At 33.6% G+C, this 17,155-nt stretch carries 16 protein-coding genes and 1 other RNA gene; 4 read left to right on the top strand and 13 right to left on the bottom strand.

The genetic code is table 11. The features are described 5' to 3' along the window. Window positions 1-1,211: 1,211 nt before the first annotated feature. The 12 genes from Bho11B_RS03175 to Bho11B_RS03120 form a co-directional block, all read right to left on the bottom strand. The gene (locus Bho11B_RS03175) at window positions 1,212-2,837 is read right to left on the bottom strand and encodes a BID domain-containing T4SS effector (RefSeq protein ID WP_172802080.1); all 1,626 of its coding nucleotides are present in this window, start codon (window positions 2,835-2,837) and stop codon (window positions 1,212-1,214) included. A 413-nt stretch (window positions 2,838-3,250) separates the two neighbouring features. Beyond that, complete coding sequence (locus tag Bho11B_RS03170) at window positions 3,251-4,102, bottom strand: YopJ/AvrA family T3SS effector serine/threonine acetyltransferase (protein ID WP_078673649.1); 852 nt, start codon at window positions 4,100-4,102, stop codon at window positions 3,251-3,253. Between the two features lie 152 nt (window positions 4,103-4,254). Continuing rightward, the gene (locus tag Bho11B_RS03165; RefSeq protein WP_245289114.1) at window positions 4,255-4,569 is read right to left on the bottom strand and encodes an outer membrane protein; all 315 of its coding nucleotides are present in this window, start codon (window positions 4,567-4,569) and stop codon (window positions 4,255-4,257) included. Window positions 4,570-4,671: 102 nt separating this feature from the next. Beyond that, entirely contained in the window at window positions 4,672-5,055 is a 384-nt protein-coding gene (locus Bho11B_RS03160; RefSeq protein ID WP_078673647.1) for a hypothetical protein, read from the bottom strand. Window positions 5,056-5,540: 485 nt separating this feature from the next. Next, window positions 5,541-6,275 (bottom strand): pyridoxine 5'-phosphate synthase, encoded by a 735-nt coding sequence (locus Bho11B_RS03155; protein ID WP_078673646.1) that lies wholly within the window; start codon window positions 6,273-6,275, stop codon window positions 5,541-5,543. 80 nt (window positions 6,276-6,355) lie between these two features. Beyond that, complete coding sequence (locus tag Bho11B_RS03150; protein ID WP_035006145.1) at window positions 6,356-7,477, bottom strand: ATP-dependent RecD-like DNA helicase; 1,122 nt, start codon at window positions 7,475-7,477, stop codon at window positions 6,356-6,358. 275 nt (window positions 7,478-7,752) lie between these two features. Then, complete coding sequence (gene miaA, locus Bho11B_RS03145; protein WP_078673645.1) at window positions 7,753-8,628, bottom strand: tRNA (adenosine(37)-N6)-dimethylallyltransferase MiaA; 876 nt, start codon at window positions 8,626-8,628, stop codon at window positions 7,753-7,755. 73 nt (window positions 8,629-8,701) lie between these two features. After that, window positions 8,702-10,186 (bottom strand): Do family serine endopeptidase, encoded by a 1,485-nt coding sequence (locus tag Bho11B_RS03140; RefSeq protein ID WP_035006148.1) that lies wholly within the window; start codon window positions 10,184-10,186, stop codon window positions 8,702-8,704. A gap of 128 nt (window positions 10,187-10,314) precedes the next feature. After that, complete coding sequence (gene hflC / locus Bho11B_RS03135) at window positions 10,315-11,238, bottom strand: protease modulator HflC (RefSeq protein ID WP_035006150.1); 924 nt, start codon at window positions 11,236-11,238, stop codon at window positions 10,315-10,317. 2 nt (window positions 11,239-11,240) lie between these two features. Beyond that, entirely contained in the window at window positions 11,241-12,371 is a 1,131-nt protein-coding gene (hflK, locus tag Bho11B_RS03130) for an FtsH protease activity modulator HflK (protein WP_078673644.1), read from the bottom strand. A 131-nt stretch (window positions 12,372-12,502) separates the two neighbouring features. Continuing rightward, window positions 12,503-13,012 (bottom strand): dihydrofolate reductase, encoded by a 510-nt coding sequence (locus Bho11B_RS03125; protein WP_078673643.1) that lies wholly within the window; start codon window positions 13,010-13,012, stop codon window positions 12,503-12,505. Next, on the bottom strand, window positions 13,009-13,803 hold the full coding sequence (locus Bho11B_RS03120) for a thymidylate synthase (protein ID WP_035006155.1): 795 nt from the start codon (window positions 13,801-13,803) through the stop codon (window positions 13,009-13,011). Before Bho11B_RS03120 ends, Bho11B_RS03125 begins: the two co-directional genes overlap by 4 nt. Before the next feature lie 182 nt (window positions 13,804-13,985). On the opposite strand from Bho11B_RS03120, the gene Bho11B_RS03115 reads away from it, so the two are divergent. Further along, on the top strand, window positions 13,986-15,293 hold the full coding sequence (locus tag Bho11B_RS03115; RefSeq protein WP_035006156.1) for an MFS family transporter: 1,308 nt from the start codon (window positions 13,986-13,988) through the stop codon (window positions 15,291-15,293). An 80-nt stretch (window positions 15,294-15,373) separates the two neighbouring features. On the opposite strand, the gene Bho11B_RS03110 is transcribed toward Bho11B_RS03115, so the two are convergent. Beyond that, window positions 15,374-15,679, bottom strand: coding sequence for a DUF2853 family protein (locus Bho11B_RS03110; RefSeq protein ID WP_035006158.1), 306 nt, complete (start codon window positions 15,677-15,679; stop codon window positions 15,374-15,376). An 87-nt stretch (window positions 15,680-15,766) separates the two neighbouring features. Between Bho11B_RS03110 and ssrA the strand changes: the two genes are divergently transcribed. From ssrA to Bho11B_RS03095, 3 genes are all read left to right on the top strand, one after another. After that, window positions 15,767-16,126, top strand: a transfer-messenger RNA (tmRNA) gene (gene ssrA / locus Bho11B_RS03105). Window positions 16,127-16,295: 169 nt separating this feature from the next. Continuing rightward, window positions 16,296-16,841, top strand: coding sequence for an SspB family protein (locus tag Bho11B_RS03100; protein ID WP_035006160.1), 546 nt, complete (start codon window positions 16,296-16,298; stop codon window positions 16,839-16,841). 12 nt (window positions 16,842-16,853) lie between these two features. After that, entirely contained in the window at window positions 16,854-17,033 is a 180-nt protein-coding gene (locus Bho11B_RS03095; protein ID WP_078673642.1) for a DUF4169 family protein, read from the top strand. The last annotated feature ends 122 nt before the right edge of the window (window positions 17,034-17,155 follow it).

Raw genomic sequence — 17,155 nt, 5'->3', positions numbered from 1 at the left:
CTAATAAAAGAATAATTTTCAAAATCTTACTCAAAAATGCTAATCATATTTAAATTATGAAAAGCGATTTCATAGTTTCTTAATACAAGTAAGAAAAGAAAAATGCATTGTACAGTTAACTCTTAGAAAACAAAATACAATGCAAAAATTCCATAGAAATAACATGAAACATTTGTTGTAAAGTATTGGAAATAGATAAGCGTTTTATAAATTTTAGGAACATAAAGACGGCACAAGAGAGAGCTTAAAAACTATCAACATCATAATATTTATAAGGTTTTAGATTATAATACCAGGTATAGCTATATAAATAAATGTAGATTTATGAAGAAGCAAACGCTTATAAATAAACTTAAATACAAACCACTCATCAATGAATAAATAAAGATTATATAAAATCAAATTATTATTAATTTATTTTAGTTAGTTATCTTGGAACTGATCTGAAGAGAAAGGCAATAGTATAATTTCTCAAAATAAATAAACTAGCTCACCCTCTTCATTTCATCTAAAAATCTTAAAGAATTATTAGTATTGATACAGCTAAAGATATCATTACTGCACGGTTTAAGAAATCAATTCCTAAAAAATTAGGAATCGCTACATCTCATTTTTACAAAAATCTTGATCAGGAATATTAAAACAACTTACTGTTGTAAAAAAATTATATAATACTTCAAAAACTTTAGATTATAGAGTCTATCCTAATCTCATTGTAATTTTTAAATTCTTCTTCAGCTCGTGTACTGATAAAGTTCTATTTTCCAAGCTAATAATTAATTTGTTCAAATGAGCTTTTAAAAATCTTTATAGAATAATCAACAATGTATGTTAAAGAAAGATCTTCCTAAACTAGTTTAAGTAGTTTTCTCGTCATCAGTGCCATTTTGTATAAATTTTCCCTTAACATAATTTAAAGACTACTTTCAAACTATCTTTTAATGCCACCATAACATCATTAAATGGATTCTAATCATGTAAAATTGCAGATTAACATTCCCCTCCACACTTCTAAATTTTTCTGTTTAAATAAAATCAAGAGCGCTATCTGAATCTTTCAAGCTGTCCAACACTCTTTCTTTGAATTCAACAATAAAAGACTAATCATAGCACTTCTCTTCACATCTGAATGAGATAACACCTAACGCTTAGCCCCCCCCCAACTTGAAAGGTCTTAAAAAACTCCTATAAATGAAATGGAAAAACACATTTTAACAAGCCATAGCTGTCGCCTTTAAAGCATTCGCTCTAAGTACTTGTATTTTCTTTTGTATTTCTTTGACTTCCCCAATAGTTTTTATAATTGCCTTTGCTTTACTTTCTGATATGCTAATATTTTTAGCAAGTTCTTCATAGTTCTTATCATTGATTGCCTTACATTCACATGGTGAAAGACGGTGATTAACTTTAATGATAAAATCAGAGATACTTTTATTAAGAAATAAAAGATTCCATGATTTCAGAACTTCTTCCCGCATATCTTCTGGCATATCAAGAATGCATTGCACTTCCTTGCTGGGCATTTTTACTACCTGTCCACAACGTTTTTGTCTTTCTTTATACTCCTTTAAGATTTGATTTCTAGAATCTTTTACAATATTTGCATAATTTTTAATTTCATTACTCAGTTTACAAAAACTTTGATCAGTAGCTTTAGTTTTTTTACTTATGAAATACTTTTTGTTATCATAACATGCCATAATCTGTTCAGAAAACACCTCCCCTAAATTCGGATCCATATCAATCATGTTTATTATCTCGTTCAATTGATCCGAACGTCCATAAATAAATCTTGCACAATGCTGGATTTTATCTCGTTGCTCTCGAACAGAACTATGTTCTAAAATTTTTCCAATCATTTCATCTTCGCTCAAAGCAGCTAATTTTTCTGCTGGGATAAAAATTTCTTTAAGGTCTTCAGTATCTAAAGCTGTAAAAATGAAATCACTACCAAGTTTGAATGTCCTTAATTGTTCTGGTGTAAGGGAATCTTTATTGGAGAGGATACAAGTATCTCCCGCTTCTATTACAATAAAATCTGAAGCAAGGAATTTACCAATCCCCTTATAGGTTTTACCTTCTCTCGCTACTGTAATCAACTTTTCATTCGAATCAAAGATATTATATTCTTTCGCATTGCTTATGAATTGCTTTAAAATACCGACCTTTTCTGGATTGGAAATATCTTCAAACAAATGTTGCAAAGGCTCTATATATGCGTTTTTTGTAAACTCAACACTCACATATGTCATGCGCTTTGTTGTTGTAGCGGAAAAGTCAAGTTTATAGCCTACAGATCTGGCTAGCTTTACAAAAAACAATCTTTGTACGCGTCCATTACCTTCCCTAAAAGGATGAATATAATTGATAGAGCCAAATATTTTTGCTGCATTATGAACAAATTCTTCACGCGATAAGCCTCTCAAATAATTCTTCTCAGCGAGTTTTTGATCGATGAAATCTAAACCTTCCTTAATCTGTGAACCAAATGCAAAACCAAAATTGGAATCAGCCTTTGCCATGGAGGGCATCACAGCCCTTGTACCATCTGAAAATGTAAATGGAACATCACGGGTGCACCCAGCCCATTCCAATGCATGCTGAAATAAACGTTTATGCAAATACTTTAGATAAGAAGAATCAAACCGCTCTGGAGCGGGTTCTTCTAGCACCTTAACAGTTTCTTTTAATGCATCATGCGTCATTCTCTCCTCGAACTTTTGAAGCTCCATGATTCCATATTTATTCTTCAACACTTCACTGTCAGGATAGACATAATTTTTAAAAGAAGGGATGTTAATATCCTCCAACTTTATCATCATTTCACTTTTCTTCATAAAAACACCTTGATAATTTAGATCTATGCAATACCCTCTCATATATCTTCATCAAATTTTAAATCTTTTAAGATAAGAAAATACACCTTGTCCATTTACAATAAAAGCTCATGATCTATATTCACTAATTCGTAACACAATTGTAATTTTTTATATTGAAGTGTTAAGAATTATAAAATCATCAGTTAATATTTTCATACACTCTGATTTGCTTTTTAATTCGCTTGTATAAAAAGATATATCTTTATACTTTGCACTCTATACTGTACTAATACTAAACACTTGATTGTAGTAAATATTTTCCTAATTTACAAACAAAACGTATAAAACTAAGTGAATTTTCCAAAATTAATAGGTCTTAATCCACAACTTTTTCTTCATTCATATTAGCTAATAATATCTAAGAAATTTTATCATCTCATTAATGATTTATATTCAGTAATCCTTTTTTTGTGTGCTGATGCAGACATATTTTTACCCCTTTTTACCATTGTATGTCTTTCAAATCTCTCAAAAATGGTTTCATTTTTTTTGTTAACGATTTCTTTTTCAGATCCTGGATTTTTTTTCACATATTCCTCAAGACGCTTCAAACCTTGTACGTGTTTATAAAAGTCGATTGGAAGATATGTATCTAATAAATCATGAGATAAATAAACATCTCTATCCCACCGATCACCTTTAATATTATCTCTATGCAGTTTTTCTAATTTATCAGATCGAAGATAAAGTTTTTTAGCGAGAGCTAAACTAAAAATTCCACATTCAGACATACTTCGCTGAATGTTCATTTCTACAATAGAACAATAAAAATCAGGCAATTGGAAACCTTCAATGGCTTTTTTTACATTTGATATTAGTACCAAAGAAACCTTATTATTACATCTTGTGCACTCAAATAATATAAAGGAAAGTTTATTGTCGATAGTTTTATGATCAATTACTACAAAATGGGGCATAACATCAGTCAGTACATTCACTATAAACCTCGAAGATTGAATCCCATCACCGATTGTTTTTTGCACAGATGCCGCCAAATCTTTAAATGTCGTAACAAGCCTAAGATTCATCTCTGGGTATTTATTGTTTGCCTGCTTTATTAAAGCAGGCATCATTTTAAAATCGATATCTGAATAAATTTCTTCTATCCACTTTCCATTAAAGATATCATTCTCCAAACGAATAATAAGATCTTCTAATGTCTCATTTCCTTCAGCGATTAAGGAGTCATTAGCCTGAGTAATTGGACTTGATGACTGCAACATAACACAAACCTCCATATCAAATAATTGAGTTTTGCACTCAAACTAAAGACATTTCGTATTAAAGCCTCATATGCTGAAAAGTAACAACGACAAAATGTACAGAAACAAAAACGTCATCGTTGATAGAACTGTTCAATGAGCTAATCTAAAATTCAAAATTTACAAGCTACACCAAAATAAAAGGCATTGCTTTTATAGCTAACGTTCATATTATTATTTACAAATTCCTTTTTACCGAAATCTGAATAATTGTATTCTGCACGTAAAATAAAATTATCAGTTATTGCAAAATCTAAACCACCACCAATGGTATAACCATTTATTATCTTTGAATTGGAAGTTGATAATACAGGGGGCGTCTTTTCTAATGAACTTCTTGTCAATGAATTATTTTTCGATGACACAAAAAACTTTAAATAAGTACTCTGAAGCTGTGTCACAGAAATACCACCAGCAATATAAGGCATAACACGATCAAAACTAAACCCAATACGCCCGCGTATAGCACTAAGCCATTTTTGTTGTAAGCTTTGTTTATATCAAAATCTATCTGACTCTTCTTATTATTATCAGCTTTTAAAGAAGCAATAATCAATAACTTTTGTATCCTTTGCGCCAGACCAATTTATATCGGTATCAAAGCCCAAAACAAAACCATTGTTAATATTAATATTTAAACCTGTATAAAGACCACCTACAACACCTGAGAGCTTAGGTGATGATTGATTTTGAAATATAATGTTATGCTTTACATTATTTGAGTCTATAAAACTCGACGTACTCTGACCTGAAAAAACACCAATTTTCCCACCAAAATAAAAACCTGTCCACGAAAAAGTAGACGACAAAACAACAGGTGAAGCAGTATATGATTGATAAGGAATCACAAAGTCTGTTGCCTGAACTATAGAAATTGAGAACAATGTAAAAACAGACGCTGTTAAATATTTCATACAAAACTCCGAAAATAAAACTATAGACATATAATGTTACATATTTCTTTCAACAAATCTGCAGCACAAATAACACAATTATAGAAAATAATTAAAATATTGCTGAATTTATAGCTTTCTATAGTTCTATAATAAAGCCATCAGGCATTAATCAATATTATTTATTAATAACATATTGATTTCTAAAAATATAATATAAATACAAAATGTTTTTAAATGCTTGAGATAATTAAACAAAGCATTACCTATGCTTTTAATTATTAGAAATTAGGAGGTTTTTAATTCAAAATAGATATATTCGAACTGCAACTAACCTACTTTTAGAAAAAGCGTTATCTGTCAGATCTTAATTAAAGCAGCAAGCAGTAATTTTATAACTAAGTAAGAATTCAAATTGTTACACAACAAATAATACTTTTCAATAATGACATAAGAGTATTTAGATACTAAATACAATCGATCGTTACATTGCCTTGAATAGATACTTATGCCAATAACCGAATGAAACGCTGAACAGTTTCATGCATTCCATATTCTAATGCATCAGCAATAAGTCCGTGTCCAATAGAAACTTCATTAATCCAAGGAATCCGATTAACAAGGGCAGGAAGATTAGCAATTGTTAGATCATGGCCTGCATTAATATGTAATTGTAATTCTCTTGCTTTTTGTGCTGCCAAAGCTAATTTATCTAACTCCTGTGTTTGTTTTTCTTCATCATCAAACGCACCACCATAAGGTCCAGTATAAAATTCTACATAATCAGCGCCAATAGCTTTAGCAATATCGAGATCGTCTAAAATTGTATTAGCAAATAATGACACACGAATATTTTTTGCTTTTAAGCGTTGAATAACAGGCGCTAAAAATTCTGCACTGCTAGCAAAATCCCAACCGTGATCGGAAGTGGACTGATCTGGAGTGTCAGGAACAAGAGTAATTTGATCAGCATATTTTTCTGCTAAATCTAAAAATGTATCACTTGGATAACCTTCAATATTAAATTCAGCATTAGGAAAAGCATTATTCATTAAAAAACGTATTTTTGGTAAATCAACAAAACGGATATGTCTTTCATCCGGACGTGGATGGACCGTCAAGCCTGCTGCGCCAGCAGAAAGCGCTATATATCCAATGTTTTCAATGCTTGGCCATGGAAGATTACGCCTATTGCGCAAAACAGCAACAGCATTAAGATTAACTGAAAGTTTTATTACCACACACTATCCCACTTCTATAATACTCTGATGTTAAGAAGAAACATATCTAAACATAATATCAAACAATAAAATGTCTTGTGCTATCGAACAATTGTTAAGCGCTCTGCTGCCCGTGTAATTCCTGTATAAAGCCATCGTGCGTACATATCACGAAATGCAAAACTTTCATCAAACAAAACCACATTATCCCATTGAGATCCCTGAGCTTTATGGACTGTCAAAGCATATCCATAATCAAAATCATCATATCGTTTTTTTAATTGCCATGAAATCTGATTATCAGGATTCTCAAAGATTGCTTTTAAAAGCTTAACTTTTGCTACCCCACGTTCACTATCTTCCGGCTTAATAATAAGATTTATACCTGGTTTAACAGTTTCTTTCTGTGAAGTCATAACTTTCCATAAAGAACCATTCAATAAACCTTTAGTAGGATCATTTCGTAAGCATACAAGTTTATCTCCAGCCTGTGGATAATCCGTTGTAAATCCCTTTAATTCACGTAAACGTTTATTATAAAGATAACGCGTTCGATTAATACCTACTAAAAGTTGATCAGCTTCCAGTACTAATTGTTGGTTAACCTCTTTACGAGTAACAACACGTGCTAAACCATAATCTCCATAAGAAATATCACGTCCCTCACGCACATCCATAGCTAAACGAATAATCGGATTATCACGTGCTTGTCTATGAATTTCTGATAACAGAAAATCTGGCGTGCTTTCAGAAAAAAAACCTCCTCCCGATATGGGAGGTAACTGACCAGGATCACCAAGAACCAGAATTGGTGTTCGAAAACTCATTAAATCACGCGCTAATTGCTCATCAACCATTGAGCATTCATCAACAATAACAAGTTTAGCTTGTGCAACTGGACTTTGTCGATTCAATGCGAATGTTGGTGTAAGGGATGTTTTACCTGTTACTTCATCAGACACTTCTTCTTCACCGCGAGGGCAATAAATTAATGAATGAATAGTGCGAGCATTACTAGCCCCCTTAGAACGTAAAACTTCGGCTGCCTTACCTGTAAAGGCAGTAAATTGAACAGGACCGTCAACTGTTTCAGCAAAATAACGAGCAAGTGTTGTTTTTCCAGTTCCTGCATAACCAAAAAGCCGAAAAATAGGTGATTTCCCATTTTTCAACCACGCGGCTACAGCCTTTAATGCATTATCCTGTTCTGATGAAAACTGCATAACCTATAAAATGAGATTCGTACAAAAAGTGCAAGCACTCTAAAAATTGACATTACTGTAAGTAAAAAAATTTTATACGTATAATATTTGCTAAGCTAAAATCTATTATTGTTACACCTGTATGCATATTGAAATCATTTCTAAATAAAGCAACTAAAATAAAATATTTTAAATCTTAATTGTCACGATTTTCTTTCTTCATATGATTATCTTCAAAAGAAATTTCATCTAAAATACCCTCTTCTCTTTAAGCTATCTTCAAACTTTTAATATTTTTATGCAGCGATAATTTTCCATTCTTCATTTAATTGGTTACGAAACCAAGTCATTTGCCTTTTTGCATATCTCCTAGTTTTTGTCTTTGCTGTCTCAATAGCATTCTCAAAACTTAAATGTCCATCTAAATAAGCTATAAATTCAGGTAAACCAATCGCTTTCATCGCTGGTAATAAAGGAGAAAGCATAAGTTGCTTTATAATAAGAACCTCTTCTAAAACTCCTTGTTCAACCATACGATCCAATCTCTTATTGATGTTTTCATAGAGCTGTTGACGCGGTGGAATAAGAAGAATCTTTTCTGAACAATCCTTTGCAATCAAAGATGTTGTTTCTTGTTTTTGCCACCAACTAAGTGCTTTACCTGTCACATCATAAACTTCCAAAGCGCGTATAATGCGTTGACCATCTTGCGCACAAATACGCTTAGAGAGCTCAGCATCAACTTGTAATAACTGACGATATAGATTCTCAACCCCCTCTTCTTGAAGTCGACGACGCCACTTTTGTTGACAGACATCTGGAATATCCGGAATTTCTGAAATTCCTTCCAAAAGAGCACGAAAATAAAGACCTGTTCCACCAACAAAAATAAGTGACTTCGATGTCATTACATTTAAAAGCTTTTCTACATCACGCAACCATTGTCCTACAGAATAACTAACAGAAGGACTTACATAACCATAAAGGTAATGAGGAGAAATTATAATATCATCTTCTGTTGGTCGTGCTGTCAAAATATTCAAAGTGTTATAAATTTGCATTGAATCAGCGTTAATAATGACAGCATTTTTTTCTTGAGCTATTTTTAACGCAAGTTTTGACTTACCGCTTGCAGTTGGACCCGCTATCAATGTGATTGTCCTTTGTGTCATGAAAAGCAATGCCTTCATCTTTTTCTGCAAATGTTTCTGTTAATGAGCAATAACAGACAAAAATACTACAGCATTAATCCATTTGGATTAATACAACCCGCAATTCTCCATCTGGACGAGCAACAACAAATAAAGCATTTTTACGCCCAGTTTCACGTAATTTACGAAGACGTTTTTTGGCATCTTCAATTGTTGTGATCGTGCTTTGATTAATATCAACAACTACCTCACCAACACGAAGACGTTTTTTATCAGCTACACTATTTTGTGCAACGGATGTTATAATTAATCCATTAAGCTTATCTGAAATTGAGTAACGTTGCCGCAAATCAGCTGTCAATTCTGATAACGTCATTCCCATATGTTGCATTATCATCTTTTTGGGTACATTATCATTTTCTTTATCATCAAACTTTTCTATTATATTTTCATCCAAATCTGTTTCAACCAAACGACCAAGTTTAACTTTTACTGTTTTCTCTTGTCCATTACGCAAAACTGTAACGTTGACTACTTGCCCTTCTGAGCCTTCTGCTATTAAACGCGGTAAATCATGCATATTTTTAATTTTTGTCTTTCCAAAGCAAAGAATAATATCACCAATATGCAGCTGACTATTATCAACTTCCGCATTTTCTATTTTGCCTACAACTAATGCTCCAATAGCCTTATCGAGTTTTAAATTTTTTGCAATATCATCTGTAATCGGTTGAATTCGGATAGCTAACCAGCCACGTTTTACTTCTCCAAAATTACGTAACTGATTTATAACAGAAAGAGCCATATCAGAAGGTATGGCAAAACCAATACCTATCGATCCAGAAGCAATTGCTGTATTAATGCCAATCACCTGACCACTTCTATCAAATAATGGGCCTCCAGAATTACCTCGATTAATCGCTGCATCTGTTTGAATAAAATTATCATAAGGACCAGCATTAAGATCACGATTACGTGCAGAAATAATTCCAACCGTCACACTACTACCAAAACCAAGAGGATTGCCTATAGCCATAACCCAATCACCAATACGTGCGTTTTCTGATCTACCAAAACGTACAGCTGTTAATTTTTTTCCTTTTGGATCGACCTGAAGCAAAGCCAAATCTGTTTTGCTATCTTTCCCAAGCAATTTTGCCTTTAACTTTGTACCATCAACAAAATTAACCTCAATATAATCAGCATCAGCGATAACATGATAATTTGTAACAATGAGCCCTTTTTGTGCATCAATTACAAAACCTGACCCTAGAGAACGCACTTTTTGAAATTGGCTATCTTTCTTATCATCTCCAGGTGTAAAAAAATCATCAAAATATTCTTGTAATAATGAATCTTTTGGAACGATTGGCAAAGAAGTATCTTCATCCTGCTCAGTTCCATCAACTGTTTGCACTGTAGAAATATTCACTACAGTATCTAAAAGCGTTGTAACTAAATCAGGCACTGATAATGGTGCATCTTGTTGCAAAACAACATTAGACCAACTTATTGATCCCGATAAACACAAAACTACAGAAATAGTAGTAGCTACCGTAGAAAAACACTTAAGAAACATATTTTTACCTATAATACACATTTATATGAAATTAACATGCATTCTACAATATCATACCACTTTCATCATCAAAGAAAGAATCCACGGATCAAGTTTTTCATAAAATGATAAATCTTATGATAACGTTACTATTTATCAATCACCATCTTATTATCCAAGACCTCTACAGGTGCAAATATTTTATTTGCTTGTGGTGGATTACGGAAATAAAAAAAGAAGTCCTCTTGTGGCGAAATTACCATCGAAGTGTTCTCTAAATTCCTGTACTGTTCCATTGCTAACCAAAAATCGTAAAATGATGGATTAACTCTTCGTGCATTCAATAAAAGACGAATACTCTCAGCCTGCCCTTCACCACGGGTAATTTCAGCATCACGTTTCGCTGCTGCTACGATTTCTTCATATTTACGATTAGCTTCTGCAATAATTCGATCCCGTTCTTGCTGACCACGAGCACGAATATCTTCTGCCGCAGCTTCACGTTCAGCTGCCATTTGTCGATACACATCCTCTGAAACAGCATCAGTTAAATCAGTTTTACGAATCCGCACATCAACAATAGTAATCCCTAAAGATCCTGCATCTACAGAAAATTGGCGCTGTACTTCAGCCATCATCGCTCCACGTTCATCCGATAAAGCCGCTTTAAATTCTCGCTTACCATAAACAGCACGCAAAGCATCAATAAAACGCGGTGCAAGATTTTCACGCGCAGCAATCTGTGGACGACCAGATGCAATACGTTGTAAAAATAGTTTCGGATTCGTAATCCGGTAAATAAAAAACGCATCCACTTCATAATATGCACCACCACGAACCTGAACAGATTGTGTAGGTAAATCATAACGCAACAATCGATTATCAATAATAACAGTATGATCAAAAAAAGGAACCTTAAAATAAATACCAGGTTTAGGTTCTACATTAACAATTTGTCCAAAGCGCTTAATAGCTATCTGTTGACGAGGATAAACAATAAAAACAGACATCCATAAGGCTATAAAAACAAATATGACAGTTCCTAAAATAAAAAAGAAACGAGATTGCTGCATAATTAGTATCCCTCAGAAGCGTTAGAATCCGATAGTCTTACAGAACGCTTTGACTTTGTTATTGTTTTATTTGATGAACTGCCGAGCAATTCGTTTAAAGGTAAATAAGATACCGTCGGAGAAGCTGTTTGATCCAAAACTATCTTTCTTGGAGAAGAAAAAATACGTCCCATCGTCTCCATATAAAGACGATAGCGAGCAGCCTCTGGTGCAATCGCAGCTTCACGCGCTATAGCTTGAAAACGTTCAGAACGTCCTATTGCTTCTTCAATCATCTGCGCTTTTTCACCTTTTGCAACTTCCCGTGTGCGTGCAGCTTCACCATTAGCTAAACCCATCTTAGTAAAATGTACACGATTACCCTCTTCAATCATTCGTCCTCGTTCCTGCTCTGCCTGTTGAACAGAATTAAAAGCAGCAGCAACTTTAGTAGGAGGCGCAGCTTCACTAATTGACACACGATTTATTTCAACACCAAGTTGATATTTATCTGCAGTCAATTGGATAATTTTTTTGACATCATCAGCAACTTCTTCTTTTTTATCACGCAAAACATCATCAACTGGCCGCGAACCAATCACCTCACGCATTGCACTTTCAGCAACTTGACGAACTGTACCTTCTTGGTCATTCACATTAAACAAAAACTGACTGGGATTTGAAATGCGATAATAAACAGAAAAATTAACATTAACAATATTTTGATCACTTGAAAGCATCAAACCTTCACTTTGTTGCAATTGACTAGACTGACCACCAATAGCAATAGTTTTTTCTGTTAAAGGAACTTTCATATAAGTTTCAATTGGCCAAAAATGAAAATGTAGACCATCACTGATAATGCCTTCTTTAGGAACGCCAAAACGCAATTCCACAGCTTGTTCATTTTGTTGAACGATATACATAGATTGAAAACACCAAAAAAATAAAACAAGCAGAAATAATATAATAAAAACACCACCGCCACCAAACTGTTTGATCTGATCCTGCCCCTTACGAAAAATATCATCAATATTAGGGCCATTACTACCACCAGAACCAAAAGGTTTCTTAGGCGATAATTTTTTATCTCCATCGGATTTATTTCTATCGCCACTCCATGGGCCACTACCATTTTGATTTGTCCAGGGCATTATCACCTCATTTAGATTAATGTTATTAATCAAATCTTAATAATTTACAAAACTTGATCTCTGATTTCAGTTTAAAGCGCTTATTATTTTCTTACAATGTAAATAATAAATGCTTTCAATATCTCAAACGATCATTTCCGTTCATAAATCACAAAACGTGTTGGATAATCATCTTTCTCACCTTCTGGAATATATTGTGTTTTAATCATAGTCCACTTCTCTTTATCAAAAACAGGAAAAAAACTATCGCCCTCAATAAAAGCTAGGATCTCAGTAAGAAATATTTTATCAGCTATTTGTAATCCTTGTTGAAAAATTTCACCACCCCCAATAATAAAAAATGCATCTGCACCACTTTGAAAAGCAACCTGTTCTGCAATATGACAAGCCTGAGATAAAGAATGAGCAATAACAGCACCTTTAGGCATTAACATACGATTGCGAGTAATAACAATATTCGTACGACCCGGTAAAGGGCGTCCAAGAGAATCCCAAGTTTTTCTTCCCATAACAATAGGCTTATTTAAAGTTAAAGTTTTAAAACGTTGCAAATCTGTTGATAAATGCCAAGGCATCGCACCCGCACAACCTATAACATTATTTTGTGAAACAGCTGCAATCAAACAAATTGAAAAAGTCATACTGCCACCGGTGCTTTGATATGTGGAAAAGCTTCATAATTAAGCAACTCAAAGTCCTTAAACTTAAAAGAGAAAAGATTTTTTACTTCTGGATTAATAAGCATCGTTGGTAACGCTTTCGGTGTACGAGATAATTGCTGTTTTGCCTGTTCAAAATGATTTAAATAAAGATGAGCATCACCAATAGTATGAATGAAATCTCCTACTTGTAAATGGTTTATTTGAGCAATCATCATTGTCAACAATGCATAAGAGGCAATATTAAATGGAACACCCAAAAAAATATCTGCTGAACGCTGATACAGTTGACAAGATAATCTACCAGCAGCAACATAAAATTGAAACAAACAATGACAGGGAGGTAAAGCCATTTCCTCTATCGCTGCAGGATTCCATGCAGATACAACTAAACGACGTGAATAAGGATCCTTTTTAATCATAGCTAAAAGATTTTTTATTTGATCAATATGACGCCCATCCGATGTAGGCCAAGAGCGCCACTGATAACCGTAAATAGGACCAAGATCCCCCTTTTTGTCAGCCCATTCATCCCAAATAGATACGCCGTGCTCTTTTAACCATGTAATATTTGTATCACCTTTAAGAAACCATAAAAGCTCGTAGATAATTGAACGCAAATGCAGTTTTTTTGTTGTCAACAGTGGAAACCCATCCTGTAAATTAAATCGCATTTGATATCCAAAAACCGACCTTGTCCCAACACCAGTTCGATCGAAACGATCAATACCATTGTTTAAAACATGAAATAAGAGATCAAGATATGCTTTCATATTAATGTTTATGCCCGATTCTGCATACTGTTAAAACAGAAACTTTAAAACTCACAAAAATACAATGTAATGCGCCTTAAAATGATCTGTTTACAAGAAATTACCATTATACGATTGAATTTTAATGATTCAAATTGTAAAAAGCAAATTGTAAGTAACTTAATTAAAGAGGGACGGTCTCCATGGAGAATGAAGAAACTTTAGCACTATATGATGCGAAAAAACGTATTCGGTCTATCATATCTAGTGCCTCAGGTAATTTAGTAGAGTGGTATGACTTTTATGTTTATTCATTTACTTCAATTTATTTTGCATCGCAATTTTTCCCTTCAGACGGCAACGTTATACTCCAGCTTTTTAAAGCTGCTATAGTTTTTTCTATTGGTTTTCTTATGCGCCCAATCGGTGGATGGCTCTTTGGATTCATTGCTGATCGTTATGGACGTAAACGATCAATGCTTATTTCTGTTTTTATGATGTGTAGCGGTTCATTCCTAATTGCTATACTTCCTACCTATGAAACTATTGGAGCCTCAGCAGCAGTTCTTTTACTTTTACTCCGAATGCTTCAAGGACTTTCTGTTGGCGGTGAGTACGGAACAACAGCAACTTATATGAGCGAAATTGCTCTTAAAAACCGACGAGGATTTTTTAGCTCTTTTCAGTATACTACACTGATTGGTGGTCAACTTCTTGCCAGCCTTGTTATATTTATTTTAGCCCTTTATCTTACAGAGGAACAACTAAAAGCATGGGGTTGGCGTATTCCTTTTGCTATTGGTGGATTAGGAGCCATTGTTGCAATCTATCTCCGTCGTTCACTTCATGAAACAACAACTAAAGAGAATCGTTCTAAAGAAAAAGCTGGTAGTATTAGAGAACTTTGGCGTAACCATCGGAAAGCCTTTTTTCTAGTGATTGGTTTCACAGCAGGAGGATCACTAACATTTTATACCTATACAACTTATATGCAAAAATATCTCATTACAACTACTGGCTTTGATAAGCATACAGCTACAACTATAATGACTATTGCACTTTTTGTTTTTATGTTACTTCAACCAGCATTTGGTGCTTTAGCTGATAAAATTGGAACAAAAACTTCACTTATTATTTGGAGTGTCTTATCTGTCATCTTCACAATTCCTGGACTTTATATGATTGGCAATACTAACAATTCATGGGTTGCATTATCAATCCTTATTGGAATGTTATGCATTATCAGTTTTTATACATCCATTTCTGGTATCGTTAAAGCAGAAATGTTCCCATCTTCAATACGAGCAATGGGTGTTGGTTTATCTTATGCTATTGCCAATGCCTTATTTGGTGGATCAGCCGAATCTGTAGCGCTTTTATTAAAAGATATTGGATATGAATTTATCTTTTATCTTTATGTAACTGGCATGATGACTGTTGCATTCATAGCAGTTCTTTTAATGCCTGACGCTCGAAAAAGTGGATATCTCCAAGGTGATGATATTCACTAAATATTCTTATAGTAAATAAAAAAGTCTAAAGAAATTTAGACTTTTTTGAAAATTATGATACAAAATTTAGTTTCAAATATTTAAATTTTATCAAGCGCATTAACTTGCTTGGCAAGCAAATAATAAAAAGTAACACGATTTTTTTTGCGGTTTCCTGACATCATTTCAGCAACTTTTGCGACAGCTTTTTGTGCATTTTCCTTATCAACATCCAATACATCTTGCGCCCATTTTACAACACGCTCTAACTCTTTTTGATCTGATGTAGAAACTAACGATGCATCTTGATGTCTCATTACCAAAGTTAAACGACGTCTAAGTCGTTCTATTACAGCTTCATCAGGATTTACATCATATAATTTAATATTTTCTAGATCATTCACCATTTTGCAGTCCCTCTCATAATCAGTAACTATACACAACCACATTATATTTTTATCTCAATAATTAGAGGATTTAAAATATTAACAATCCCCCTTTTCTAAAAACTGTTATTCGTTTATATTTAAAAAGCTGTCTTTTCAGCTATGGTAATAAATGGACAATGAAATAAACCAATTGGACCCGGGGGCGGTACCCGGCGCCTCCACCAAAATATAATAAAATAAAGATTATATTTTTATGGGGGCGAAACAGGATCGACAAGGGTGTAAAGATTGCTCTTTTACTCGGCATTGTACCACCGTTATCGGACTAAATGAGTAGTTGCAAATGACAACTATGCGGAAGCACGTCTCATCGCTGCTTAAGCGATGCGAAAGCTTCAAACTAAGTCTTAAACCGTCGCAGGTCTAAGCGGGGTTCGAAGGCACCTGGCAACAGAAGCCTTCACTTTTAGACCTATTTATTTTTGAGCTGTCAGAAAGTATTTAAAATAAATTCGTGTTTTTCTTGATTAATTAGGTGCATAGTAAGTAAAATGTTGCTAGCTTAAAAAAACATGTTATTGCACTGTATTATTCATATTTAATCACTGCATAAATTTAGGAGGAATAAACTTCGATGGTTCAAGATCAGATCCGTTACGACATTCTCGTTCAGGATGCACTTCGCGGAGTCATCCGAAAAGTTTTATTGGAAGTAGCCAAAGCAGGACTTCCAGGTAATCATCATTTTTTTATCACTTTCTTAACAAACGCACCAGGAATCAAAATTTCTCCTAGACTTCAAAAACGCTATCCTGATCAAATGACCATCGTACTGCAGCACCAATTTAGAGATCTCAGTGTATCAGAAACTGCTTTTGAAGTAACACTTTCCTTTGGAGAAATTACTGAAAAACTGGTCATTCCTTTTAATTCTATCCAAGTCTTCTATGATCCTATAGCAGCTTTTGAAACAGCATTTGATCTTCCCCCTAGCCTTATTTCAGGAGAGAACCAAAATCCAGAAACTGCTTCGTGTTCTCCTTTTACTCCTTCAGATAAACAAAAAAAGGAAAATATATCTACAAAAATATCAAATCTTAAAACGGAAAAAGAGCCATCAAATAATGATTCTAAGCAAAGTGCTGATATTGTTTCTTTGGACTCCTTCCGAAAAAAATAAATGAATGACTCTATGGCTACAATAATTAATCTTCGTCAATTTCGAAAACAGAAAAAACGTACAAAACTAGCTATTCATGCAGAAGAAAATCGCTACCGTTTTGGACGAACAAAGCTTGAAAAACTTTTTGATAAAAAAGAAAGTCTAAAAGCCCAAAAATTTCTTGATCAAAATCATCTCTCTAGCGATTAATGAAAACAGAGAAGAATGATACTATTCATTAATCAAAAGCTTTTTTCTCCAAGAAATCTTTTTTGATTTCCTCGCAAAATATGATTTTTCTATAATTTCAATGTAAACTTATACTAAGATAA

Source organism: Bartonella sp. 11B (assembly GCF_002022625.1).
GTDB classification, from domain to species: domain Bacteria; phylum Pseudomonadota; class Alphaproteobacteria; order Rhizobiales; family Rhizobiaceae; genus Bartonella; species Bartonella rochalimae.
This window is presented reverse-complemented; position numbering and strand designations above follow the sequence as displayed.